Here is a 21,403-nt window from a genome sequence, read left to right as displayed (position 1 = left end):
CTCAGGGACGCGCCGCCTGCCAGGTCCACGCGGTCCGTCGCGGCCGGTCGCCCAGCGGCGCGCGGCCGGTCAGCCACCGCAGCACCGGCGCCGGGTCGCCGTCCGGCGCGTCGGGGAACAACCGGCGCACCACCTCGGCGCACAGCCCGGCGGGCGGTGACCAGTCCAGGCCGAGCCCCCGGGTCAGGTCGTCGGTGTGCAGCAGGATCTCGGCCACGCCCATCGCGGCGAACCCGCCCGGATCGCACGGGCCGAAGTGCCACGCCCGGTCCTCCGGATCGGCGGCGTCGATCGTGGCGGCGAGCATCCCGGCCGCGGCCGCCGCGACGGTGAGCACCTCGGCGGGCGCGGCGTCGGCGCGTACCCGCAGGTCGAACGGGAGGTAGCCGCCGTCGGGCCGGCCGGACACCTGACCGGCGTACGCGACCAGGTCGTGCGCGATGTGCGCGGCCGTGGTCCAGCAGGACCAGTCCAGGTCTCCCGCGCGTACCGTCCAGTCGCGGTCGGCGGCGGGCCGCAGCACGGCGGTCATCACGGCGGCGGCGGACCGGACATCCGCGCCGTTCACCGGCGCCGCACCCGCAGCACGCAGGTGAGCATCGGCAGCGTGAACTCCCCGTCGGCCGTCTCCGGCCGGCTCGCCAGGTACGCGCGGATGCGGTCGAGCGCCGCCGCGCGCTCCCGCTCCGGCATGACCAGCATCCCGGCCCGGGTGGCCAGCGTCGCCACGAGCGAGTCGGCGGTACGGCGCTGCCCGTGCGGGAACTCCGCCTGCTCGGGCGAGTCGAACCGTGCCTCGCCCGTCTTCGGCAGGTGCATGGTCGCCGTCGCGGCGCGCCAGCTCGCGCGCGTGTCCCGGGGACCGATGGCGGCGCTGCCACTGACCGTCGCGAGCCCCGCCACCCAGTCGACCCGGTCGTCCACCACGTTCCACAGCCCGGCCAGGACACCGGCGGGGGAGAGGACCCGGGCGATCTCCGGCCCGGCCACCGCCATGTCGAACCAGTGCATGGCGTTGCCGGCGACCACGGCGTCGACGGAGGCGTCCGGCAGCGGAATCGCCTCGGCGCTGCCGGGAAGCGCCCGTACGCCCGGCAGGGTGCGGCGGAGCTCGGCGAGCATCGCCGGGTCCGGCTCCACGGCCGTGACGTCGTCGGTCACCTCGGCCAGCGTGGCGGTGAGCTTGCCGGTGCCCGCGCCGAGGTCGAGCACGCGCGCGCCGGGCGCGGGCTCGAGCGCCCACCGCAGGGCGGCCCGCGCGTAGTCGGGGCGGTGTTCGGCGTACGCGGTGGCCGCCGCGCCGAACGACGAGGAGTGCCGACGTCGTGCGTCTTCGTCCATCCGGTCACCCTAGCGACGGGACGTGTCCCTTGACGTACGAACAGCGCTTCGTGAATACTGGATCGTAGTTCGAGGGGGAGTACCCGACGACCCACGCACCGCCGTCAGTACGGGCCCGGCCCATCCGGATCCCGGCGATGCAGCCGCTGCTGCGAGCGGCCCGGGGAGACCTTCGTCCAGCAGCGCCGGCATCCGCCGGCCGGGCGAGAGGTCTCTTCGCGATGTCCGTGTCCTGGTGGATCTGGGCCCTCCTCATGCTGGCGATCGCGGCGATGCTCGCCGTCGACCTGTTCCTGCACCGCGACAACCACGTCATCGGTTTCCGTGAGGCCGCCGTGTGGTCCGGCATCTGGATCGCCGCCGGCCTGCTCTTCGGCGTCGTCCTGTGGGCCTGGCAGGGCGGTGACGTGGCCGGCACGTACTACGCCGGCTACCTGATCGAGAAGGCACTGTCGATCGACAACGTCTTCGTCTTCGCCCTGATCTTCACCTCCTTCGCCGTGCCCGCCGCGTTGCAGCACAAGGTGCTGTTCTGGGGTGTCATCGGTGCCCTGGCCTTCCGGCTGGTCTTCATCTTCGTCGGCGCCGAGCTGCTCGAGACGTTCTTCTGGACCGCGTACGTGTTCGGCGCGTTCCTCGTCTGGACCGGCTACAAGATGGCGTTCCGCCACGACGAGCAGACCCCGCCGGACCGCAACCCCGTCGTCCGGCTGGTCCGCCGGGTCGTTCCGACCGACCCGGCCTTCCACGGTGACCGGTTCTTCACCCGGGTTGCCGGCAGGCGGGTCGCGACTCTGCTGTTCGTGGTTCTGATCGCCGTGGAGGCGACCGATCTGATCTTCGCGATCGACAGCGTCGCCGCGATCCTCGCCATCACCACCAGCACGTTCATCGTCTGGACCGCCAACGCGTTCGCCATCCTCGGCCTGCGCAGCCTCTACTTCTGCCTCGCCGGGCTCCTGCGCCGCTTCGTGCACCTGCACTACGGCCTGGCCGTGCTGCTCGCCTTCGCCGGCGTGAAGTTGATCCTCTCGGAGACGCCGGTCGGCAAGCTGCCGATCCCGGTGACCCTCGGCGTGATCGTGGCGACGATCGCGGTGTCGATCGGGTGGAGCCTGCGCAGCACCCGTGGTGGCACCCGGTAGCCCGAGATCCCGCGCACTACCATCTGCGCGTGGGCTCCGGCGGGGCATCTGTGGAGGTCGTCTTCTTCGGCACCTCGACCGTCTGGCTGTCCGACGGCACGTCGGAAATCCTGATCGACGGCTTCCTGAGCAGGCCCTCCCTGCTCCGCGTCGCGTTCGGCCGCATCGCCCCCGACCTCGGCCGGATCACCAGCACCCTTGCCCGGGCCGGATTGAAACGTCTCGACGCGCTCTTCGTCGCCCACTCCCACTACGACCACGTCATGGACGCCCCCGAGGTCGTCAAGCATCTCGGCGGCAGACTGTTCGGCTCCGAGTCGACCTTGAACGTCGGACGCGGCGCGGGCCTCGGCGAGGAGTCGATGACGCGGATCGAGGACGGGGACGAGTACAGCGTCGGCGCGTTCACCGTCCGCGTACTCGGCGGCGTTCACAGCCCGGGCAACCGGTTCCCGGGCACGATCGCGAAGCCGCTCGTCCCCCCGGTCAGGGCGAGCAGATACCGCGACGGCGGATGCTTCTCCTTCCTCGTCACCCACCCCGACGGCTCGCTGCTGATCCACCCGAGCGCCAACGTCGTACCGCACGCGTTCGACGGGCTCGACGTCGACGTCCTCTACCTCGCGATCGGCGCACTGGGCGCGCAGTCCGACCGGTTCCGGGACGACTACTGGCGGCACGCCGTGGACGCGACCCGGCCCGGCCTGATCGTGCCGATCCACTGGGACGACTTCTTCGTCTCCCTGGACCGTGGGCTGCGGCCGCTGCCGAGGTTCTTCGACAGGTTCGCCGTGGCCAGGGCGTTTCTCGACCGCAAGAGCCGGGAGACCGGCATCACCGTACGGTTCCCGGAGCCCTTCGAGGTCATCAGACCGTTCGTACGCTAGGTGCCCCCGTCGCACGCGGCGCCTACCGCGAGGCGCACCTCGGCCTGCCGTCCCCGAGACTGGATCACCAGCTGTACGCACGCCGGCTTCGCCACCCAGGTGCCGCCCGTGTAGACCGACCATGCGGCCGACGCGCTCGTGGCCGGGCACGCCTCGACCTGCACCGTGGTCGTCGGGACGGCACCCGGGCCCCACCCGATGCGGGCGCGGTCCTCCCAGCCGGGCGCCACCCGCACCTCCACCGCCGCTCCGGCCCGTACGTGCAGGCCCCATTTGGCGAAGAGACGCGTCGGACCTGGTGCCTCGGACGACGCGTTGGGTTGCACCACAGTCGACGGCACCGTCACGGCGTCGGCCACGACGCGGTAGTGCTCACCGGGAGCCGGTGTCGTGGTGACCGCGTCGGCGCACCGCAGGCGCTGCCCGCCGTCCGGCAGTGGCGGCAGCGGCGTGGCCGGGGCGACGGAGCCGGACACGGCAGGTTCGGGTCGCCGCGCATCGTTCTCGCTCGTGCAGCCGGCCGCCGCGATCAGCAGGCAGGTGGTCACGGCGACGTGACCTCGTCTCCGGCTCGCGGCTCGCACGCCTCGATCCTTCCAAACATCAGCGCCGAGGCAACCCCGCACCGGACGTAGATTATTGGATTTCCAGTAACGCCAATTGTTTAAATAGTCTGGCCAAAAGGGACGAATCGTCAGCACACCATAATGACAGTTATGTGCGCGCGGGTTCAGAGACCGCTGTCGGCGTACGATCACGCCACCGCAGCCGACCCCCAGGAAGCAGGCGATGGTGTTCGACGCGACGCTGACCCGGATCAACGACGGCGTACAGATGCACCACCAGTACGGCCGACGGGAGGACGCCCGCGACCTGTTCGCCCAGATCTGGGACGAGATCGGCGGGGAGCGGGGCGACCCCCTGCACGTCTGCGTCCTCGCCCACGCGATGGCCGACGTGCAGGACGACGTACGCCAGGAACTGGCCTGGGACCGGCGGGCGCTCGCGGCGGCCGACCTGCTCACCGACGAGCGGGTCGCGCAGGCCGGGGTGCCGATGTCGGTTGCCGGGCTGTATCCGTCGCTGCATCTCAACCTGGCGGAGTGCTACCGCAAGCTCGGCGAACTCGACCAGGCGCGGGACCACGTCCGGCGGGCCCGGGAGGGGATCGGCGCGCTCGGCGACGACGGCTACGGGAAGCTGATAAGGGACGGACTCGATCGGCTGTCGCAGGAGCTGGCCGCCCGCGACAGGCCGCAGGTGAATGGCTAGCCGGTGCTCGGTGACGGCGTGACGGCGGCGACGACCAGGTCGACGATGCCGTCGGCGTAGTCGGCGGTCAGTGGGCCGTTGCGCAGCAGCCAGCGGTGGTACAGCGGGCCGAACAGCAGTTCCACCACCAGGTCCAACGCGGCATCGGGCCGGACCTGGCCGGCCTCGCGCGCGGCCTCCAGGCGGGCGCGGACCGCGTTCAACTGAGGACGGAGCAGCCGGTCGCGTGCCTGGCCGGCCAGATCCTCGTCGGCGAGTGTCTCGATGGTGACGGCGCGGGTGGTGGCCGACAGCCGTGGATCGGCGAACTCGGCGACGGTGGCCCGCAGAACCTGGCGCAGGTCGGCCCGCAGGTCGCCGGTGTCGGGCAGGGTGATGACCTCGGGCAGGTCCTCGGCGAGCGCGTCCAGGATGACCGCGCCCTTGCCGCGCCACCAGCGGTAGATGGTCTGCTTGCCGACGCCGGCGCGGGCGGCGATCGCCTCGACGGTCAGGGCCGGGTAGCCGGTCTCGGTCAGCAGTTCCAGGGCGGCGGCGAGGATCGCGCGGCGGGACTGCTCGTTGCGGCGGGCGGGCTGCGGGGTCACGCCACGAGCATACAGCGAGACGAGACGTATCGTCTTGACGGCGCGGCTCCGCCGTGCTCTGCTTGTCGAGCGAGACGGGACGTCTCGTCTCAGCAGAGATCAGGAGTTCACGTGCCGCACATCGCCATGGTCAGCATTCCGTTCCACGGCCACGTCAACCCGAGCCTGGAGATCATCCGTACCCTCGTGCGGCGCGGCCACCGGGTCACCTACGCCAACGACCCCGCCTTCGCCGAGGTCGTCCAGCGCACCGGGGCGGAGCTGAAGCCGTACGCCTCAACGCTGCCCGCCGACGGCGGCGCCGGCATCGACGACCCGATCGCGCAGCTCACGCTCTTCCTCGACGACGCGATCGCCATGCTGCCGCAGCTGCGGGCCGCCTACACCGACGACCGGCCGGACCTGTTCCTCTACGACATCGCGGGTGCGCCGGCCCGCCTGCTCGGCGAGCAGTGGGGGATTCCGGCCGTCCAGCTCTCCTCGACGTTCGTGGCCTGGGACGGCTACGAGCAGGAGATGGCACCCGCCGTGGAGGCGATGCGGGCCGATCCGCGTGGCGCCGACTACTACCGGCGGTTCACGGCGTGGCTGACCGCCGAGGGTTCGTCGGTCACCGACAGCATGGCGTTCCAGGGGCGGCCGGTGCGCAGCCTCGTCCTGCCGCCGGAGGCGCTCCAGCCGAACGCCGACCGGGTGGACCGGTCGGTCTACAGCTTCGTCGGCCCGGTGCTGGGCGACCGCTCCGACCAGGGTTCCTGGGTACGACCGGCGCACGCCGAGAAGGTGCTGCTCGTCTCGCTCGGCTCCGCCTTCACCCGGCAGCCCGAGTTCTACCGCCGCTGCGTCGCCGCGTTCGGTGACCTGCCCGGCTGGCACACCGTTCTGCAGATCGGCACGCACGTCGATCCCGCCGAACTCGGTGCCGTCCCGGACAGCGTCGAGGTCCACCGGTGGGTGCCGCAGCTGGCCGTCCTGGAGCAGGCGGACGCCTTCGTCACCCACGCCGGCATGGGCGGCAGCAGCGAGGGTCTCTTCTGCGGGACGCCGATGATCGCCGTACCGCAGGCGGCCGACCAGTTCGCGAACGCCGAGCAGTTGGCCTCCCTCGGCGTCGCCCGGGTCGTCGACTCGGCCGGCGTCACCGCCGCGGAGCTGCGGGAGGCGCTGCTCGCCCTCACCTCGGACCCCGCCGTGGCGGCCCGCACCGCCGAGCTGAAGCGGCAGGCCCGCGCCGCCGGCGGCGCGGACCGGGCCGCCGATCTGATCGAGGCCGAGCTCGCCGCGGTACGGGGCGGTGCCGCGAGCGGCCGGTGAGGCGTGGTCGCGGCGGCAACCCGGCCGCCGCGACCACGCCCGGTCAGTCCTCCGCCAGCACGGTGAAGGTGAAGGCGGAGCTCGTCGGACGCTTCAGCGGAATGTCGCACTTGACCCGACGCAGCACCTCGGACCGGGTGAGGCCGAACCGGTGCGCGATGAGCCGGTCCGGGCGTACCGGCACCGGGTCGTCGAACGTGACGTTCACCTGGACCGGCCACACGTCGAGCGGCACGACCGGCGCGTCCAGGCGCCACGCGCCGGTCCAGTCCAGGGTGAAGCGGCAGCGCCGGGCGAACGCCGGGTCCAGCAGGGTGGCCGCCACCAGGTCGGGATCGTTGAGGTGGTGGCCGTGCAGATCGACGGGGTCGAACGAACCGACAGTCGCCCGCTCCCGGACGGTGAGCTTGACGGTCCGGTCGCAGGACACGCAGTGCACCAGCAGCCACACGTCCAGCAGCTTGCCGTTGGCGTTGACGCGGAACCGGCCCCGGGCGGCGGTGGCCGACTCCGCCCGGCAGGTGACGCAGCGCAGCGACAGCAGCGGAAGGCGGGTCCGGCGCACGACCCAGGGCAGCACGATATGAGGTTGGGAAGACATGAGACCTGATCTCTGAAGACCTGACGCGAGGCCGATTACGCGCGGCCTCGGACGCTGTGGCCGGGCGCGCGAGGGCAGCCCGGGGAGCCGGCGCGCAACGGCCGGCTACAGGCGTGGGGAACGTGTCAGGTTCTAGAGAGCAGGAGGGGTCACGCGGAATCGTCCTTCTTCGCTGCGACAGGAGTGCGGGAAACGTACGGGACGTCCGGAACCACTCTCAACCCGTTTTCCGGGACCGATGCGTGCCGCATCACTTCACTGACTAAAAGTTTGCACGCTCTGCAAGATCGCTCGTAGTCTCGTGGCGTGACCTCGGATCAGACCCGTCCCGGCCTGCGTGACCGCAAGAAGCGGCAGACCCGCGCCGCCCTCAGCGCCGCCGCGCTGCGTCTGGTCGCCGAGCGCGGCCTGGACCAGGTGACGGTGGAGGAGATCAGCGAGGCCGCCGACGTGTCGGCCCGCACCTTCTTCAACTACTTCCCCAGCAAGGACGAGGCGTTGCTCGGCGACCAGCCGGCCGACCGCGAGGTGCTCGCTGCCCGCATCGTCGCCGCGCCGCCGGAGATGTCCGCGTTCGACGCGCTGCGGCGGGCCTTCGACGAGGTGGTCGAGGCCATCGAGGCCGATCGGGAGGTGTGGCTGCTGCGGCTGCGCGTCATCGCGGCGAACCCGTCACTGCTGCCGCGTCTGATCAGCGGCAACGCCGAGACGGAGCAGGTGATCGTCGCGGCGGTGGCCGCCCGGCTGGGGCTCGACCCGTGCCACGGCCACCCGACGCTCGTCACCACTGTTGCCGGCGCGGTGTTCCGCACGGCCCTGATGCAGTGGGTCGAGCGACCCGACACGGCGACGCTGCGTGAACTGACCGCCGAGGCGTTCGCCGTCGTCGCCGCCGGCCTGCCCGATCCGTCCTGACCCCTCCCATCCGTACCGGCCGCCGCCGTCGCGCGCGGCCGCTCGCACGTGCACACCGACAAGGAGTTCGATGACCACCGCCACTGTTCCACCCGCCGAGACGGGTACGCGGATGTCCCGCCGGGAGGTCCTCCAGGCGTTGTCCGGCCTGATGGTCGGCATGTTCGTGGCGATCCTCGCCTCGACGGTGGTGGCTAACGCGCTGCCCCGGATCATCGCCGACCTCAACGGCAGCCAGACCGTCTACACCTGGATCGTCACCAGCGAGCTGCTGGCGATGACCGCGACGGTGCCGCTGTGGGGCAAGATGGCCGACCTCTACAGCAAGAAACTGCTGATCCAGTTGTCCCTCGGCCTGTTCGTGGCCGGTTCGCTCGTCGCCGGCTTCACCCCGAACGTCGAGGTGCTGCTGCTCAGCCGGGTCATCCAGGGCATCGGCGCGGGCGGCATGACGGCGCTCGCCACGATCGTCATGGCGGCCATGATCCCGCCGCGTGAACTGGGCCGGTACGCCGGCATCTTCGGCGCCGTCTTCGGTGTCGGCACCATCGCCGGCCCACTGATCGGCGGCGTCCTGGTCGACACGTCCTGGCTCGGCTGGCGCTGGTGCTTCCTGATCGGTGTGCCGTTCAGCCTGCTGTCCATCGCGCTGCTGCAGAAGACGCTGCACCTGCCCGTGGTGCGCCGCAAGGTCCGCATCGACTGGCTCGGCGCCCTGCTGATCACCTCGGGTGTGTCCACGCTGCTGATCTGGTCGTCGCTGGCCGGCAACAAGTTCGACTGGGCCTCGGGCTGGACCGCGCTGCTGGTCGGCGGCGGGCTGGCGCTGCTCGCGCTCGCCGTCTTCGTCGAGTCCCGCACCGAGGAGCCGATCATCCCGCTGGGCATCTTCCGCAACCGCACCGTCAGCCTCACCACGATCGCGAGCATCCTCGTGGGCGTGGCGATGTTCGGCGGCACCGTCTTCCTGTCGCAGTACTTCCAGACCTCGCTCGGCAAGTCGCCGACAGCGGCCGGCCTGATGAGCCTGCCGATGGTCCTCGGCCTGCTGGTCTCCTCGACGGTGGCCGGCCAGCTGATCACCAAGTACGGGCGCTGGAAGATGTTCCTGGTCGCCGGTGCCGCGGTGATGACGGTCGGCATGCTGCTGCTGAGCACCATCGACGCGAACACCAGCGTGCCGATGCTCTCGGTGTACATGGCGGTGCTGGGCGTCGGCGTCGGCATGCTCCTGCAGAACCTGGTACTGGCCGCGCAGAACGACGTACCGGCCGCGGAACTCGGCGCGGCGACCTCGGTGCTGACGTTCTTCCGCAGCATGGGCGGCGCGGTCGGGGTCAGCGCGCTCGGCGCGGTCCTGGCCAACCGGGTGACGTCGCTGACCACGGAGAAGCTCGGCCCGCTGGCCACCGGCGGTGGATCGGCCGAGGTGCCCGACCTGTCGGCCCTGCCGGAGCCGGTGCTGCGGATCGTGCAGGAGGTCTACGGCACCGCCACGTCGGAGATGTTCCTCATCGGCGCGCCGTTCGCGCTGCTCGCCCTGGTCGTCGTGCTGTTCATCAAGGAGAAGCCGCTGAACACACTCAGCGGCGACGAGCGCCGGGCCCGCGAGGAGGCGGCGGCCACCGCCGGCATGCACTGACCCGGCCCGAACGAGCGTGGGGCCGCCCCCGGGAGCACCGGGGGCGGCCCCTTCCTTGCGTACGGTCAGCGTTCGGTACGGTCGTTGATCTCGGTGCCGGACTCGCCCGGCATGGCGCCGATCGCCTCCTCGGCGGCCCGGCCGCCGGTGCTCTCGTCGCCCTGCGTCAGCGAGCTGCGGGGCAGCCCGGCCAGGTGCGCCGGGTCCTCGATCGGCTGGGACGGCCACTGGTCCTGCGTACCGTTGGTCACCCCGGCCCGGCGCAACGCCTCGACCAGCTGGTCCGGCGACAGGCGGTCGACCTCCTGTATCCCGGCCCCGCGCGCAATCGCCTGCAGTGTCTTCAGGTCTTCGCTCACGAATGTCTCGGCCATGCCCGAGCCTTCCCGGCGCTCAAGACAAGGAAACCGGCTCTCGCCGACGGCCTGCCCCTACCCGCGTCGATCATGAAGTTGTACCGGACAAACCGGGCGCCCGGCGCCGCCAACCTCATGATCGACGCGAAATGGGAGGTTCGGTCAGCGGCGGGCGGGTTTGCGGTCGGGACGAGGACGGTCCCGTTCCGGGTCGACGCCCACCTGCACGGCGAACGCCGGGTCCACGGCGAGCAGCGGCCTGGGGCCGAACAGGGCCATTGCGGTCAGCAGCGTGCCGGTGTCGCGGCCCTGCCAGACCGGGCGGCGCTCCGGGTCGAGGTCGGCGTGCTCGCGGCGCAGCCGCCGCACCAGCGCGCGGGCGGCGGCGCCGGTCTCCGGCACCTCGGTCAGCCACCAGCCGCCGAGCGCGGTGGCCAGGCAGCACAACAGCAGCCCGGCGACGGAAGCCGGACCACCGGCGGAACGCCCCTCGACCGCGCTGTCCACGAGCCGGGTCAACCCGACCGCGGCGACCGCGAACAGCGGCACCGTACCCAGCGCGATCCGCCGTCGCTGCGCGCGCGTGAGCAGCCAGCCGTCGCGGACCAGCCGCCCGACCGTACGGCGCAGCGCCCGGCCCACGTCCGGATCGGCGAGCACCGCCGCCCAGGTCTGCGGACGGCGCAACGCCGAGTGCAGGGCGCGCACCAGCGCGGGCGAACCGGCAGGCGGGCGCCCCTGCGCCTGCAGGGTGGCGAGTTCACCGATCTCGACCCCGCCCGCGCGGCGCAGCGCGGCCACCCCGACCTGGCAGGCCAGCAGCGCCCGATCGGTGAGGTACGCCAGCTCGACCCGGTCGGGCGTCGCACCCCGCGCGTGGCGGCCGGTCAGTTCGCGTACCGCCAGGGCGATCACGACTGCCACGGCGACCGCGCCGAGGTAGTCGAGGAGGAAGATCGGCCCGCTGACTCCCCAGAGCATGACGGCAAGTATCTCAGGAGCCGTGGCGTACCTCGGTGTCCCAGATCTGCGACCACGGACGCCGCAGGCCCCGGGCGACGAAGATCGGCTCGCCGTTCTCGTCGTTGTCGACGTCGACCCGCTGGTCGACCCGGCCCGCCTCGGTGACCTCGGTGAACCAGGCGCGCAGCGGCTCCGGGCGGGACCAGCCCACGACGATCACCACGTCGGCGTCGTCGGGCGGCCGGCCGAACGTGGCCATGCTGTTGTGCCCGGAGTACGCGCGGGGCAGTCCCCGGGCCGGCCCGTACCGGGCCAGCGCGCCGGCCTCGCCGTAGTTGCCGGTCAGCACCACCGCCCGGTCGCGCTCGGCCGGAGGCAGGGCGCGGTGCACGGCGGCCACCGAGTCGGCGAACTCGGGCCAGCCGATCGTCTCGCCCGCGTCGTAGTTGGCCGCGACCACGAACCCGGGCAGCCGGTCGGCCGGCAGCGTGGGCAGCAGCAGCACCGCGCTGCTCGCGGCCATCAGCACGACGGCGGTGACCAGCACCGCCCGCCGCACCCGGGCCGCACCCCGCCGCGCCCACTCGACGGCCGCCACCACCCCGGCGGCGGTGAGCACCAGCAGCAGCGGCGCGTCGTAGTAGCCCTTGCCGCCGGCCACCACCACGATCGCGACCACCACCACCCACGCCCAGGCCAGCGACCGGTACGCCGCCCAGGACGGCCGGCGCAGCAGCGCGACCAGCCCGGCGACCCACACCGGAACCGCGAACGGGCTGATGATCAGGAACTGGAGCACCACCGCGTCGACCCGGCCGCTGTAGGAGCTGTCGCCGCCGGCGATCGACGACGCGACGTCGAGCTGCGGGAACCCGTGCGTGGCCTGCCACGCCGCGTACGGCACGGCGAGCAGCGCGGCGACGCCCGCTCCGGCGAGCACCCACCGGTCCCGCAGCAGCCCGCGCGGCCCGGCGATCAGCAGCCCGGCGACCAGGCCCACGCCGAGCAGGGCGGGCAGCGGCTTGTTGAGCAGGCCGACACCGAGCGCGAGCCCGGCGCCGAGCGCCCACCGGGTGTCGCCGGTGCGCAGCATCCGTACCACGCAGAGGGTGGCGGCCAGCCACACCAGCAGGTCGACGCTCGTGGTGCTGAGCAAATGACCGCCGGCCAGGACGATGCCCGAGGCGGCGGCCAGCACCGCCGCGGCCGTCTGGGCCACCCGGTCGGCGCCGAACTGCCGGGCGATCGCGGCGACCAGGACCACCGCCGCGCCGCCGATGAACGCCGACGGGGTACGCAGCACCACCAGGTTGCCCGGTGCGATCGTGTCGGCCAGCCGGGCCAGAGCCGGCACGAGGGGCCCCTGGTCGACGTAGCCCCAGTCGAGGTGCCGGCCACAAAGCAGGAAGTACAACTCGTCGCGGTGGTAGCCGTAGCGGCCGGCCAGCGACAACAGCACGGCGGTGAGGACCCCGCCCACCACCAGGGGCGCGGCGGTACGCGGTCCGGCGGTCGGCGGGCCACCGGGCGCGGCGGCCTCGCTCCGATCGATGTCGGCGACTGATTCGGCCACCCGTCCATGATGGCCCGGGCCGGGGGTCCGCCGGTGCCCCGCCGCCCTCGGCCGGGTGGACGGAAACCGGTGGCCGGACGGCCGGGGCGACAGCTAGCGTGCCCGCCGATGCTGATTCGTGACTACACAGGTGCCGACTGGGGCCAGGTCCGGCCGATCATCTCCGATGTCGTCACCGCCGCCGACACGTTCGCGTACGACCCGGACTGGCCGCCGGAGACGTTGCGGGAGGTGTGGGTGGAGCGCCCGCCGGGGCGTACCTCGGTCGCGGTGGACCACGACGGCGCGGTGTGCGGCACCGCGAAGATGGGCCCGAACCGGCCCGGGCCGGGGTCGCACGTGGCGACCGCGAGCTTCATGGTGGCGGCGCACGCCCGCGGCCGGGGTGTGGGCCGCGCGCTGTGCGAGGAGGCGCTGGACTGGGCCCGGCGGGAGGGTTTCGCCGCGATGCAGTTCAACGCCGTGGTGGAGACCAACACGGCGGCGGTGGAGCTGTACCGGCGGCTCGGCTTCACGGTGATCGGCACCGTGCCGGAGTCGTTCGCCCATCCGACGCGGGGCCTGGTGGGGCTGCACGTCATGCACCGTCGGCTGTGAAGCGGCGGCGTCTTCCTGTCGGGGGCCGGGGATAGGTTGACCGCGATTCCCGGTCCGGAAGGACGTGCGCCATGACCACGCTCACCGACCGCCCGCGCACCGCGTTGCTCGTCATCGACGTGCAGAACGGCGTGGTGCGCGGCGCCCACGACCGTGACCGGGTGGTCGCCACCATCGCGGGCCTGGTCGACCGGGCCCGCGCCGCCGACGTTCCGGTGGTGTGGGTGCAGCACCGCAGCGACGACCTGCCGCCCGACAGCGAGCAGTGGCGGATCGTGCCGGAATTGTCGCGCCGCGACGACGAGCCGCTGGTGCACAAGGCGTACGGCGACTCCTTCGAGGACACCGACCTGGAATCGGTGCTCGCCGCCGCCCGGGTGGGCCGGCTGGTCGTGACCGGCGCGCAGACCGACGCGTGCGTCCGCTCCACGCTGCACGGGGCGTTCACCCGCGGCTACGACGCCACGCTCGTCGGCGACGCGCACACCACCGAGGACCTGTCCGCCTACGGCGCACCGCCGCCAGCGCAGGTGATCGCCCACACCAACCTCTACTGGAGTTTCCAGACCGCGCCGGGGCGCACGGCCGGCACCGTCGAGGCCGCCGACGTGGACTTCACGGCCTGACCCGCCGGCACCGGACGTCACGGCGGCGACCGGGGCGGCGGCCGGAAAACGCCTCGCCGGATCCGGCGGGTTGCTGACAGGCTGCCCGCCATGACCGCTCATGCCCTCGCCGGGGCGCTCGCCGACGAGCGCCGCCGGACCGTGTTCGCCGCGATCGTGCTCGGCGCCCGGGACGTGCCGTCCGTGGTGGCCCGGACCGGCCTGCCCGCCCGCGACGCCGCCGTGGCCGTCCGCCGTCTCACCGACGCCGGTGTGCTCGCCGACGACGGGGACGGGCTGCGGGTCGACGCCGAGCGGCTGCGCGAGTTCGCCCGGGCCGGGGCGGCGTCCCCGGCGGCTCCGGCCGCGAACCCGCGCGAGACGATCCTGCGCACGTTCCTGCGCGACGGCGCGCTCACCCGGCTGCCCGCGCAGCGGGGACGCCGTCGCGTCCTGCTGGAGCACATCACCGAACGCACCTTCGAGCCGGGACGCCGTTACCCGGAGCGGGAGGTGGACGACGCGCTGCGCCGGTGGTGCGAGGGCGGCGAGGCCGACCACGTGACGCTGCGCCGCTACCTGATCGACGACATGCTGCTCACCCGCGAGCAGGGCGTCTACTGGCGGACCGGGCCGTGAGCGTCTGGAGCACGCACGTCGCTCATCCGGGCGAGCCGGACGCGACGCTCATGCTGCGCGAGTACATGGTGGAGATGGTGCGCCGCTGGTACGGCCGTCCGGAGCGGCCCGACGAGGTGGACGCCGCGCTGGCCGAAGACCCGAGCGACGACCTGGCCCCGCCGACCGGGCTGCTGGTGCTGGCCCGCCGCGACGGGCGGCTCGCCGGGTGCGCCGGGCTGCGGTGGCAACCGGGCTGGGCCGAGCTGACCCGGGTGTACGTGCGCCCGGAGCACCGGGGCGCCGGTGGCGGTGCGGCGCTGATCGCCGCGGTCGAGGCGTACGCGACCGCCGGCGGGGCGAGGCGGATCCGGCTGGACACCCGCTCCGACCTGGTCGAGGCCCGTGCCCTGTACGCCCGCCACGGCTACCGGGAGATCCCCGCCTTCACCAGCGGCCCGTACGCGCAGCACTGGTTCGAGAAGGCGCTCGCGGGACGAGTTGACGACCCGGCGGAGGCGCGCTAAAACGGAACCAGGAACTTGAGTCACTAGGACTCAACTTGAGACCTTGGGCCAGGAGAACCGAGGAGGCAAGAGCCATGTTGATGCGTACCGACCCGTTCCGCGAGATCGACCGGATCGCCGAGCAGTTCTTCGGCACCACCGCCCGGCCCGCCGTGATGCACCTGGACGCCTACCGCGACGGTGACCACTTCTACGCGGCGTTCGACCTGCCCGGCGTGGACCCGGACAGCATCGACTGCACGGTCGAGCGCAACGTGCTGACCGTCCGCGCCGAGCGCCGTCGCCCGACCGGCGAGAACGTCGAGCTGGTCGCCGCCGAGCGGCCGATGGGCACGTTCACCCGGCAGCTGTTCCTGGGCGACACGCTCGACACCGACCGGCTGGAGGCCGGCTACGACAACGGGGTGCTGACGCTGCGCATCCCGATCGCCGAGCGCGCCAAGCCGCGCCGGATCGCCGTGAGCACGCCGGCCGAGAGCAACGGCCACCGTCAGCTCACCACCGCCTGAGCACGTCACGCCGACGCGGGGGAGGCCGGAGCGCCGGCCGACCCCGCGTCTGCTCGCCGGCGGCTCAGCGCGCCTCGTCGCCAAACACCCCGGCGGCTGAGAACCTTTCTCACATGCTTCGCCCCGAGGTGCTGCCCCGCGCCCGCGCCGCCGCCCTGCCCGCCGGCCCCGCCGACGTCACCGAGGCGTGGCTGCGCAACCGGCGCCTGTCCGAGCACACCCGCGACGCGTACCGGCGTGACGTCACCGGCTGGCTGAGCTGGTGCGCCGAGCGAGGGCTCGACCCGCTGCGGGCCACCTTCCTCGATGTCAACGCCTACGGCCGGGAACTGGAGTCCACGCCGCGTGGGCGCGACGGCCGGACGCTCACGCCGGCCACCGTGGCGCGCCGGCTGTCCGCGTTGTCGAGCTGGTACGACTTCCTGGCCAAGCTGGGCGCGGTCACCGCCAATCCGGTGTCGGCGGCGGACCGGCCCCGGGTGGACCGGGACCACTCCGCGACCGTCGGCCTGACGCCGGAGGAGGTCGACGCGCTGATCGCCGCCGCTGAGGCCGACACCGGCCCGGCCGCCGCCCGCAACCGGGCCGCCGTCGCGCTGCTGGCCGACCTGGGGCTGCGGGTGGGGGAACTGGTCGCGCTGGACGTGTCCGACCTGGGCACGGAACGCGGTCACCGCAGCGTCCGCTTCGTCGGCAAGGGCGGCAAGGTACGCCGGCGCGCGCTCACCCCGGGCACCGCGTACGCGGTCGACGCCTACCTGGCCGCCCGGGCCGCCGCGCAGGGTGTCACGGTGCCGGAGCTGACCGGCCCGCTGCTGGTCACCGCCACCGGTGGCCGGATGGACCGGCATGCCGTGTTCCGGCTGGTGCGCCGCCTCGCGCAGCGCGCCGGGATCGCCGCCTGGGCGAAACTGTCGCCGCACTCGCTGCGCCACGCGTTCGCCACCACGGCCCGCTCCGAGGGGGTGCCGCTGGAGGACGTGCAGGACGCGATGGGGCACGCCGATCCGCGTACCACCCGCCGCTACGACCGGGACCGGCACAACCTGGACCGCGATCCGGCGTACGCGATCTGGGCGGCCCGCGCGCGCCGTCGCGGCTGAACCGTCACCGGACGCGATGCGGGCCGCGGTGCTGCGCGGCCCGCTGCGCCGACCGGTCAGCCCTGCGGACGGGGGCAGAGGCAGAACGGCTGCCCTATCGGGTCGAGCAGCACTGTCCACCGCTCGCCGCCGGGCTGGAACCCGGGCCGGGTCGCGCCGGCCGCCACCAGCTCCTTCTCCGCGGCCGCCACGTCGTCGACGTAGAGGTCCAGGTGGTAGCGCTTGCCGCCGCTCTCGTCCGGCCAGGCCGGGGGCGCGTACCCGGGCACCAGGCCGAAGCCGATCGACGTGCCGTCCTTGACGATCATGGCGTACTCGGCCTCGCTGTGGGTGATCTCCCAGCCCAGCGCCGTGGCGTAGAAGGCCGCGTGCGCGGCCGGGTCGGAGCTGTCGAGGCTGATCATGGCGATGTCGGCATTGACTGTCATGCCGACAGTCTGCCCCCGGCCCCTGACATCTCCGGCCCGCCACGAGCGCGCGTCGCAACCGCCTGCGCGGCGCGTCCCGGTTGCCTACCGTCGACGGTGATGGGCAGGCAGCAGGAGTGGCACCACACGGCCCGGCGACGCCGGCCGCTACGCGCGGGCGTGCTGATCGCCGGTCTCGGCGTGGGCACCTGCCTGATCGGGGTGGCCGGTCTGGCGGCGTGGAACGCGCAGGTGGTGCTCCAGTCCGACGGTCCGGTGCGGGAGACCGCCGACGGGTTCTTCCGCGAGGTCGCCTCCGGTGACACCGACGCGGCGTACGAGCGGCTGTGCGCCGAGGCCCGGGGTAGGTGGAGCAAGACCGGTTTCGGCAGCTGGGTGCGGACCCCGCCGCAGGTCAGCGGTTACGAGATCGTTGACGTGTCGGTGGCGACCCGGTCCGGCCGCCCGCGCGGGACGGTAGTCGTGCGGATCAACCGCGACGGTGGCGGCAGTGAGGAGCGGGAGTTGCCGGTGGTGCCGGAGGGCGGCGGCTGGCGGGTGTGCGGAGATCCCTTCTGACCACCGGACGTCACCGCAGGCGCGGCTCGATCCAGGCGGCGTCGTCGCACCCGCTGAGCCCGACGTTGTCGACCCGCAGGGTCAGCCGCAGCGCGCCGGTGACCGGAACGTCCAGCGCGGCGGTGCCGCCCAGCCCCAGATCGCGTCGGAAGACCACCTCGCCGTCGACCAGGACGGTGAACCGGGCGCGGAACGAGTCCTGGACGTCGTCGGGCACCCCGACCGTGGCCCGGAACGCGGCGAAGCGCTTGCCGAGGTTGAACGACTCCGACTCGTCGTCGGTGGCGCTGCAGGTCGACGCGACGAGGCTGTGGTCGTACCGTTTGCCGTCGACCGTCTCCGCGCGCTGCTCCCAGCCGTTCCCGCCGTCGACAGCCGGCAGGTCGAACAGCCAGGTGCCGGCGGCGACGACGGGCGATGACGCGGCGCCGGTGGTGGCCGCGACCGGGGTTCCGGTGGCCGGGGCCGCCGCACCGGTGGGTGCCGCGCCGGCTGGTGTCGTCGCCTGGGGCGTGGGCCGCACGGCGTAGCCGAAGATCGCCGCGCCGGCTACCGCGACGGCCAGGCCCACCAGCGCGGACCGGTCGACCGGTTGCCCCAGCCGGCGTACCACGAGATAGCCGCCGGCCAGGACGGCGCCCGCGCTGGCGGCCAGGACGATGGGCCGGCCGCCGCCGGCGAGCAGCGCGGCCACCGCGGCCACGTCGGCGATCACGCCGACGCCCTGCGGGAGCAGCCGGGCGGGTCGCGGGGCAGCGGTCTGCGCCGGCGTCGCGGCATCGATGTCGGTGCGCACGGACCGTTTGTACCAGGCGGGTGCCCGTCAGGCGCGCGGGCCGAGGTCCCCGGAGCGGTAGTGCCGCCGGCACAGCACCTGGTAGCGCACGTCGGCGGTGTCCACGGTGTCGCCGATGACGACCTGCGCGCCCTCCCGGACCACCCGGCCCCCGACCACGCGGGCGTTGAGCAGCCCTTCCCGGCCGCACCAGCACAGCACTTCGACCTGGATCCGGGCCACCTCGTCGGCCAGTTCGAACAGCCGCTGCGCGGCCGGGAACAGGCAGGAGCGGAAGTCGGTGGCCAGGCCGAAGGCGTAGACGTCGACGTCGAACCGGTCGACCAGTTCGGCCATCTGCTCGATGTGTTCGAGGTTGTAGAACGACGCCTCGTCGCAGATCAGGTAGTCGACCCGTACCCCCTCGGCCCACGCGTCGCGGACCAGGACGCGCAGGTCGAGGTCGTCGGTGACCTCGACGGCCTCGTGGGCCAGGCCGATGCGGGTGGTGACCTGCGGGCCCAGCGAGCGGTCGATGCGGGTGGTGACCAGGCCGCGGCGGCCCTGCCGGGCGTGGTTGTGGTTCATCTGCAGCGCCATGGTGGACTTGCCGCAGTCCATCGGCCCCCAGAAGAACTTCAGCGCGGCGGCGTGCAGCGGCCGGCCGTCGACGCCGCGGGCGGCGGCGCAGCCGGCGGCACGGTCGTCGCCGGGCCCCGGCAGGGGGCGGGCCAGGCAGGTCGGGGCGGCGTCGTCTGTCACGTCGGGGCAGCCTAGTCCATCGACGCCGCCTGATCCGGCCCGCGATGATCCACAGGCCGGACGGCGCGGCGGCTCAGAGCACCCGGGGCGGGGTGTTCCCGGCGGCGATGATGGCCCGGCGCATCGGCACGGCGGCCAGCAGCGCGAACCCGACCACGAAGAAGATCAGCAGCGAGACCAGACCCACCCGGTACGACGAGGTCAGCTGGAAGACCAGGCCGAACGCCAGCGGGCCGAGCCAGCTGGTGCCCTTGTCGCTGATCTCGTAGAAGCCGTAGTACTCGCCCTCCTTGCCGGCCGGGATGAGCTGGCTGAACAGCGACCGGCTCAGCGCCTGGCTGCCGCCGAGCACCAGACCGATGCAGCCGCCGAGGATCATGAACGGTACGGGCGCCTCGGCCGGCAGCCGGAACGCGGCGATGATCACACCGGTCCAGAGCACCAGCGACAGCAGCACCGTCTTCCAGGCGCCGATGCGCTTGGCGAGCGCGCCGAGGGCGAGCGCGCCGCCGAAGGCGAGGAACTGCACCAGCAGGATGGTCACGATCAGGGTGCTCTGGTCCAGCCGCAGTTCCTCGGTGCCGTACTGGCTGGCGAGGGTGATGACGGTCTGGATGCCGTCGTTGAAGACCAGGAACGCGAGGAGGAAGAACAGCGTCAGCGGGTACGCCTTGATCTCGCGCAGCGTGCGCCCGAGCTGCCGGAACCCGTCGGTGAGCACGTTGCCGCCCGCCTGCAGGGCGGCGGCGGTGGGGTGTTCGCGCAGCCAGCGCAGCGGGACCAGGGTGAACGCGGCCCACCACACGCCCGCCGACACGATCGACCAGCGGGCCAGGTCCAGGGTGCGCTGGGCGTTGCCCTCCTCGCTGAGCATCGTGACGGCGACCAGGTTGAGCGCGAGCAGCAGGCCGCCGCCGAGGTAGCCGATGGCCCAGCCGCGGCTGGAGATGCCGTCGCGCTCGTCCGGGCCGCCGAGCTGCGGCAGGAACGAGTTGTAGACGACCACGGCGGCGCCGAAGGAGATGTTCGCGATCAGGAACAGCGCGCCGCCGAGCAGGTAGCGCTCGCCGGTGACGAACGCGAACGCGATGGTCGCGCCGGCGCCGGTGAACGCCGCGGCGGCGAGCAGCCGCTTCTTGTGCGCCGACCGGTCGGCGATCGCGCCGATCACCGGCAGCACGAACACGGTGAGGAAGACCGACAGCGAGATCAGGTACGGGTAAAACGAGCCGGCCGCGACCTTGATGCCCAGCGGGTACACGGCGCCGTCGCAGCTGTCCGCGCCCAGTTCACAGCCGGCGGCGAGTTCGGTGACGGTGGTCAGGAACGGCCCGAGGAAGACGGTGATGACTGTGGTCTGGAACGCGGAGTTCGCCCAGTCGTAGAAGTACCAGCCGGTGCGCTCGCGGCGGGTGCTGCCCGGTCCGGCGGGGTCGGCGACGGCGGGGGTGACCGTATCGGCCATCGGGGTCGTCCTCGGGGGCTCAGGCGGCCCAGTGGCCGCGACTGCGGTAGACGTCACGGAGCACGCTGACGTGATCGGTCATGATGCCATCCACCCCAAGATCAAGTAAGTGGTGCATCTGGGCGGGTTCGTCGATCGTCCAGACGTGCACCTGCAACCCGATCCGGTGGCAGTACGCGAGAAACCGCCGGTCCGCCACCGGCACCCGCCCGAAGGAGACGGGCACCTGCGCGGCGACCACGGACGGGGGCAGTCGTAGCGGCCGTCCGTGCAGCGAGGCCAGCCGCAGCCGGGCCACGCCGCGCATGCCCAGGCTGGTCGCGACCGTCGGCCCGGCCAGCGCCCGCAGCCGGGTCAGCCGGGCGTCGCTGAACGAGGCGAGCAGCACCCGGTCGCCCGCGCCGGCCCGGGTCACGGTGGCGACGGTGGGCGCCACGCCCTCGTCGGACTTCACGTCGATGTTGAACCGCACCTGCGGCCAGGCGCCGAGCACCTCGTCCAGGCGGGGCACCAGCGCGGCGCCGCCGACGCGTACCGAGGACAGGTCGGCCCAGCGCAGGTCCGCGATGCGACCGGGTTCCCCGGTGACCCGGCGCAGCGTCGGGTCGTGGAACACCACAGGTACGCCGTCGGCGGTGGCGTGCACGTCGGTCTCCACGTACCGGTATCCCAGAGCGACGGCACGGGCGAACGCGGCGGCGGTGTTCTCGTCGCCGTCGGCCGCGCCGCCGCGGTGGGCGAACGCCAGCGGTGCGGGCGCGTCGAGGTAGCCGGGACGGGGCTGCACGCGGGCAGTATGCCCGTCCAGGTTGGCGCGCACATGGCCGGGAGGTGAAATTACCTATCCTTCCCTATCGCGG

At 72.9% G+C, this 21,403-nt stretch carries 26 protein-coding genes; 13 read left to right on the top strand and 13 right to left on the bottom strand.

The window, feature by feature from the left end:
- Position 1: 1 nt before the first annotated feature.
- Together O7604_RS23970 and O7604_RS23965 are read right to left on the bottom strand one after the other, a co-directional pair.
- Positions 2 to 568 carry a maleylpyruvate isomerase N-terminal domain-containing protein gene (locus O7604_RS23970; protein WP_281577855.1) on the bottom strand — a complete coding sequence of 189 codons (567 nt, stop codon included), beginning with the start codon at positions 566 to 568 and terminating at the stop codon, positions 2 to 4.
- Positions 565 to 1,341, bottom strand: a complete 777-nt coding sequence (locus O7604_RS23965) for a class I SAM-dependent methyltransferase (RefSeq protein WP_281577854.1) — start codon at positions 1,339 to 1,341, stop codon at positions 565 to 567. The genes O7604_RS23970 and O7604_RS23965 overlap by 4 nt, the downstream gene beginning before the upstream one ends.
- Before the next feature lie 221 nt (positions 1,342 to 1,562).
- On the opposite strand from O7604_RS23965, the gene O7604_RS23960 reads away from it, so the two are divergent.
- On the top strand, positions 1,563 to 2,486 hold the full coding sequence (locus O7604_RS23960; RefSeq protein ID WP_269706177.1) for a TerC family protein: 924 nt from the start codon (positions 1,563 to 1,565) through the stop codon (positions 2,484 to 2,486).
- Positions 2,487 to 2,515: 29 nt separating this feature from the next.
- On the top strand, positions 2,516 to 3,373 hold the full coding sequence (locus tag O7604_RS23955) for an MBL fold metallo-hydrolase (RefSeq protein ID WP_281577853.1): 858 nt from the start codon (positions 2,516 to 2,518) through the stop codon (positions 3,371 to 3,373).
- On the opposite strand, the gene O7604_RS23950 is transcribed toward O7604_RS23955, so the two are convergent.
- Complete coding sequence (locus O7604_RS23950) at positions 3,370 to 3,957, bottom strand: hypothetical protein (RefSeq protein WP_281577852.1); 588 nt, start codon at positions 3,955 to 3,957, stop codon at positions 3,370 to 3,372. The two genes, O7604_RS23955 and O7604_RS23950, sit on opposite strands and share 4 nt — an antisense overlap.
- 205 nt (positions 3,958 to 4,162) lie before the next feature.
- On the opposite strand from O7604_RS23950, the gene O7604_RS23945 reads away from it, so the two are divergent.
- A complete protein-coding gene (locus O7604_RS23945) occupies positions 4,163 to 4,645 on the top strand; it encodes a tetratricopeptide repeat protein (RefSeq protein WP_281577851.1) in 483 nt (160 codons plus the stop codon).
- Here O7604_RS23945 and O7604_RS23940 read toward each other — a convergent pair.
- Positions 4,642 to 5,232: a TetR/AcrR family transcriptional regulator gene (locus O7604_RS23940; protein WP_281577850.1), complete on the bottom strand. Its 591-nt coding sequence runs from the start codon at positions 5,230 to 5,232 to the stop codon at positions 4,642 to 4,644. The genes O7604_RS23945 and O7604_RS23940 overlap by 4 nt on opposite strands.
- 111 nt (positions 5,233 to 5,343) lie before the next feature.
- Between O7604_RS23940 and O7604_RS23935 the strand changes: the two genes are divergently transcribed.
- Positions 5,344 to 6,546, top strand: a complete 1,203-nt coding sequence (locus O7604_RS23935; protein WP_281577849.1) for a macrolide family glycosyltransferase — start codon at positions 5,344 to 5,346, stop codon at positions 6,544 to 6,546.
- A gap of 43 nt (positions 6,547 to 6,589) precedes the next feature.
- On the opposite strand, the gene O7604_RS23930 is transcribed toward O7604_RS23935, so the two are convergent.
- Positions 6,590 to 7,126 (bottom strand): DUF1062 domain-containing protein, encoded by a 537-nt coding sequence (locus tag O7604_RS23930; RefSeq protein WP_281577848.1) that lies wholly within the window; start codon positions 7,124 to 7,126, stop codon positions 6,590 to 6,592.
- Positions 7,127 to 7,453: 327 nt separating this feature from the next.
- On the opposite strand from O7604_RS23930, the gene O7604_RS23925 reads away from it, so the two are divergent.
- Entirely contained in the window at positions 7,454 to 8,062 is a 609-nt protein-coding gene (locus O7604_RS23925) for a TetR family transcriptional regulator (protein WP_281577847.1), read from the top strand.
- Between the two features lie 70 nt (positions 8,063 to 8,132).
- The gene (locus O7604_RS23920) at positions 8,133 to 9,704 is read left to right on the top strand and encodes an MDR family MFS transporter (RefSeq protein WP_269706162.1); all 1,572 of its coding nucleotides are present in this window, start codon (positions 8,133 to 8,135) and stop codon (positions 9,702 to 9,704) included.
- Positions 9,705 to 9,769: 65 nt separating this feature from the next.
- On the opposite strand, the gene O7604_RS23915 is transcribed toward O7604_RS23920, so the two are convergent.
- From O7604_RS23915 to O7604_RS23905, 3 genes are all read right to left on the bottom strand, one after another.
- Positions 9,770 to 10,078: a hypothetical protein gene (locus O7604_RS23915; RefSeq protein ID WP_269706160.1), complete on the bottom strand. Its 309-nt coding sequence runs from the start codon at positions 10,076 to 10,078 to the stop codon at positions 9,770 to 9,772.
- Between the two features lie 144 nt (positions 10,079 to 10,222).
- A complete protein-coding gene (locus tag O7604_RS23910) occupies positions 10,223 to 11,041 on the bottom strand; it encodes a TIGR04222 domain-containing membrane protein (RefSeq protein ID WP_281577846.1) in 819 nt (272 codons plus the stop codon).
- A gap of 13 nt (positions 11,042 to 11,054) precedes the next feature.
- Complete coding sequence (locus tag O7604_RS23905; protein WP_281577845.1) at positions 11,055 to 12,596, bottom strand: glycosyltransferase family 39 protein; 1,542 nt, start codon at positions 12,594 to 12,596, stop codon at positions 11,055 to 11,057.
- 108 nt (positions 12,597 to 12,704) lie between these two features.
- On the opposite strand from O7604_RS23905, the gene O7604_RS23900 reads away from it, so the two are divergent.
- The 6 genes from O7604_RS23900 to O7604_RS23875 all read left to right on the top strand — a co-directional run bounded on the left by O7604_RS23900 (position 12,705) and on the right by O7604_RS23875 (position 16,555).
- Positions 12,705 to 13,193 carry a GNAT family N-acetyltransferase gene (locus O7604_RS23900; protein ID WP_281577844.1) on the top strand — a complete coding sequence of 163 codons (489 nt, stop codon included), beginning with the start codon at positions 12,705 to 12,707 and terminating at the stop codon, positions 13,191 to 13,193.
- Positions 13,194 to 13,264: 71 nt separating this feature from the next.
- On the top strand, positions 13,265 to 13,819 hold the full coding sequence (locus O7604_RS23895) for an isochorismatase family protein (protein ID WP_281577843.1): 555 nt from the start codon (positions 13,265 to 13,267) through the stop codon (positions 13,817 to 13,819).
- Positions 13,820 to 13,909: 90 nt separating this feature from the next.
- A complete protein-coding gene (locus O7604_RS23890; RefSeq protein WP_269706150.1) occupies positions 13,910 to 14,437 on the top strand; it encodes a DUF2087 domain-containing protein in 528 nt (175 codons plus the stop codon).
- Positions 14,434 to 14,943 (top strand): GNAT family N-acetyltransferase, encoded by a 510-nt coding sequence (locus tag O7604_RS23885; protein ID WP_281577842.1) that lies wholly within the window; start codon positions 14,434 to 14,436, stop codon positions 14,941 to 14,943. Before O7604_RS23890 ends, O7604_RS23885 begins: the two co-directional genes overlap by 4 nt.
- Positions 14,944 to 15,017: 74 nt before the next feature.
- Positions 15,018 to 15,452, top strand: a complete 435-nt coding sequence (locus tag O7604_RS23880) for an Hsp20/alpha crystallin family protein (protein ID WP_018784337.1) — start codon at positions 15,018 to 15,020, stop codon at positions 15,450 to 15,452.
- Between the two features lie 113 nt (positions 15,453 to 15,565).
- The gene (locus tag O7604_RS23875) at positions 15,566 to 16,555 is read left to right on the top strand and encodes a tyrosine-type recombinase/integrase (RefSeq protein ID WP_281577841.1); all 990 of its coding nucleotides are present in this window, start codon (positions 15,566 to 15,568) and stop codon (positions 16,553 to 16,555) included.
- A 56-nt stretch (positions 16,556 to 16,611) separates the two neighbouring features.
- Here the strand turns inward: O7604_RS23875 and O7604_RS23870 are convergent, their stop codons facing one another.
- Complete coding sequence (locus O7604_RS23870) at positions 16,612 to 16,983, bottom strand: VOC family protein (protein WP_281577840.1); 372 nt, start codon at positions 16,981 to 16,983, stop codon at positions 16,612 to 16,614.
- Between the two features lie 99 nt (positions 16,984 to 17,082).
- Here O7604_RS23870 and O7604_RS23865 point away from each other — a divergent pair, with 99 nt between their 5' ends.
- Positions 17,083 to 17,541 carry a hypothetical protein gene (locus tag O7604_RS23865; RefSeq protein WP_281577839.1) on the top strand — a complete coding sequence of 153 codons (459 nt, stop codon included), beginning with the start codon at positions 17,083 to 17,085 and terminating at the stop codon, positions 17,539 to 17,541.
- A gap of 10 nt (positions 17,542 to 17,551) precedes the next feature.
- Here O7604_RS23865 and O7604_RS23860 read toward each other — a convergent pair whose 3' ends face one another.
- From O7604_RS23860 to O7604_RS23845, 4 genes are all read right to left on the bottom strand, one after another.
- Positions 17,552 to 18,337, bottom strand: coding sequence for an NPCBM/NEW2 domain-containing protein (locus O7604_RS23860; protein ID WP_281577838.1), 786 nt, complete (start codon positions 18,335 to 18,337; stop codon positions 17,552 to 17,554).
- 27 nt (positions 18,338 to 18,364) lie between these two features.
- A complete protein-coding gene (locus O7604_RS23855; protein ID WP_085983679.1) occupies positions 18,365 to 19,039 on the bottom strand; it encodes a thymidine kinase in 675 nt (224 codons plus the stop codon).
- Between the two features lie 112 nt (positions 19,040 to 19,151).
- On the bottom strand, positions 19,152 to 20,543 hold the full coding sequence (locus tag O7604_RS23850; protein ID WP_281577837.1) for an MFS transporter: 1,392 nt from the start codon (positions 20,541 to 20,543) through the stop codon (positions 19,152 to 19,154).
- A 19-nt stretch (positions 20,544 to 20,562) separates the two neighbouring features.
- Positions 20,563 to 21,330: a glycerophosphodiester phosphodiesterase gene (locus O7604_RS23845; protein ID WP_269706136.1), complete on the bottom strand. Its 768-nt coding sequence runs from the start codon at positions 21,328 to 21,330 to the stop codon at positions 20,563 to 20,565.
- Positions 21,331 to 21,403 lie beyond the last annotated feature (73 nt).

The sequence above is a fragment of the Micromonospora sp. WMMA1947 genome (genome assembly GCF_027497355.1).
Classification (GTDB): Bacteria; Actinomycetota; Actinomycetes; order Mycobacteriales; family Micromonosporaceae; genus Micromonospora.
The sequence above is the reverse complement of the archived record's forward strand: the minus strand, read 5'-3'. Positions and strand labels throughout refer to the sequence as shown.

What these genes read in the sequence shown, in the direction of transcription:
- O7604_RS23965 (WP_281577854.1), bottom strand. Translation starts at nt 1,341, where the DNA reads ATGGACGAAGACGCACGACGTCGGCACTCCTCGTCGTTCGGCGCGGCG.
- O7604_RS23960 (WP_269706177.1), top strand. Translation starts at nt 1,563, where the DNA reads ATGTCCGTGTCCTGGTGGATCTGGGCCCTCCTCATGCTGGCGATCGCG.
- O7604_RS23945 (WP_281577851.1), top strand. Translation starts at nt 4,163, where the DNA reads ATGGTGTTCGACGCGACGCTGACCCGGATCAACGACGGCGTACAGATG.
- O7604_RS23920 (WP_269706162.1), top strand. Translation starts at nt 8,133, where the DNA reads ATGACCACCGCCACTGTTCCACCCGCCGAGACGGGTACGCGGATGTCC.
- O7604_RS23915 (WP_269706160.1), bottom strand. Translation starts at nt 10,078, where the DNA reads ATGGCCGAGACATTCGTGAGCGAAGACCTGAAGACACTGCAGGCGATT.
- O7604_RS23910 (WP_281577846.1), bottom strand. Translation starts at nt 11,041, where the DNA reads ATGCTCTGGGGAGTCAGCGGGCCGATCTTCCTCCTCGACTACCTCGGC.
- O7604_RS23900 (WP_281577844.1), top strand. Translation starts at nt 12,705, where the DNA reads ATGCTGATTCGTGACTACACAGGTGCCGACTGGGGCCAGGTCCGGCCG.
- O7604_RS23895 (WP_281577843.1), top strand. Translation starts at nt 13,265, where the DNA reads ATGACCACGCTCACCGACCGCCCGCGCACCGCGTTGCTCGTCATCGAC.
- O7604_RS23890 (WP_269706150.1), top strand. Translation starts at nt 13,910, where the DNA reads ATGACCGCTCATGCCCTCGCCGGGGCGCTCGCCGACGAGCGCCGCCGG.
- O7604_RS23880 (WP_018784337.1), top strand. Translation starts at nt 15,018, where the DNA reads ATGTTGATGCGTACCGACCCGTTCCGCGAGATCGACCGGATCGCCGAG.
- O7604_RS23875 (WP_281577841.1), top strand. Translation starts at nt 15,566, where the DNA reads ATGCTTCGCCCCGAGGTGCTGCCCCGCGCCCGCGCCGCCGCCCTGCCC.
- O7604_RS23870 (WP_281577840.1), bottom strand. Translation starts at nt 16,983, where the DNA reads ATGACAGTCAATGCCGACATCGCCATGATCAGCCTCGACAGCTCCGAC.
- O7604_RS23865 (WP_281577839.1), top strand. Translation starts at nt 17,083, where the DNA reads ATGGGCAGGCAGCAGGAGTGGCACCACACGGCCCGGCGACGCCGGCCG.
- O7604_RS23850 (WP_281577837.1), bottom strand. Translation starts at nt 20,543, where the DNA reads ATGGCCGATACGGTCACCCCCGCCGTCGCCGACCCCGCCGGACCGGGC.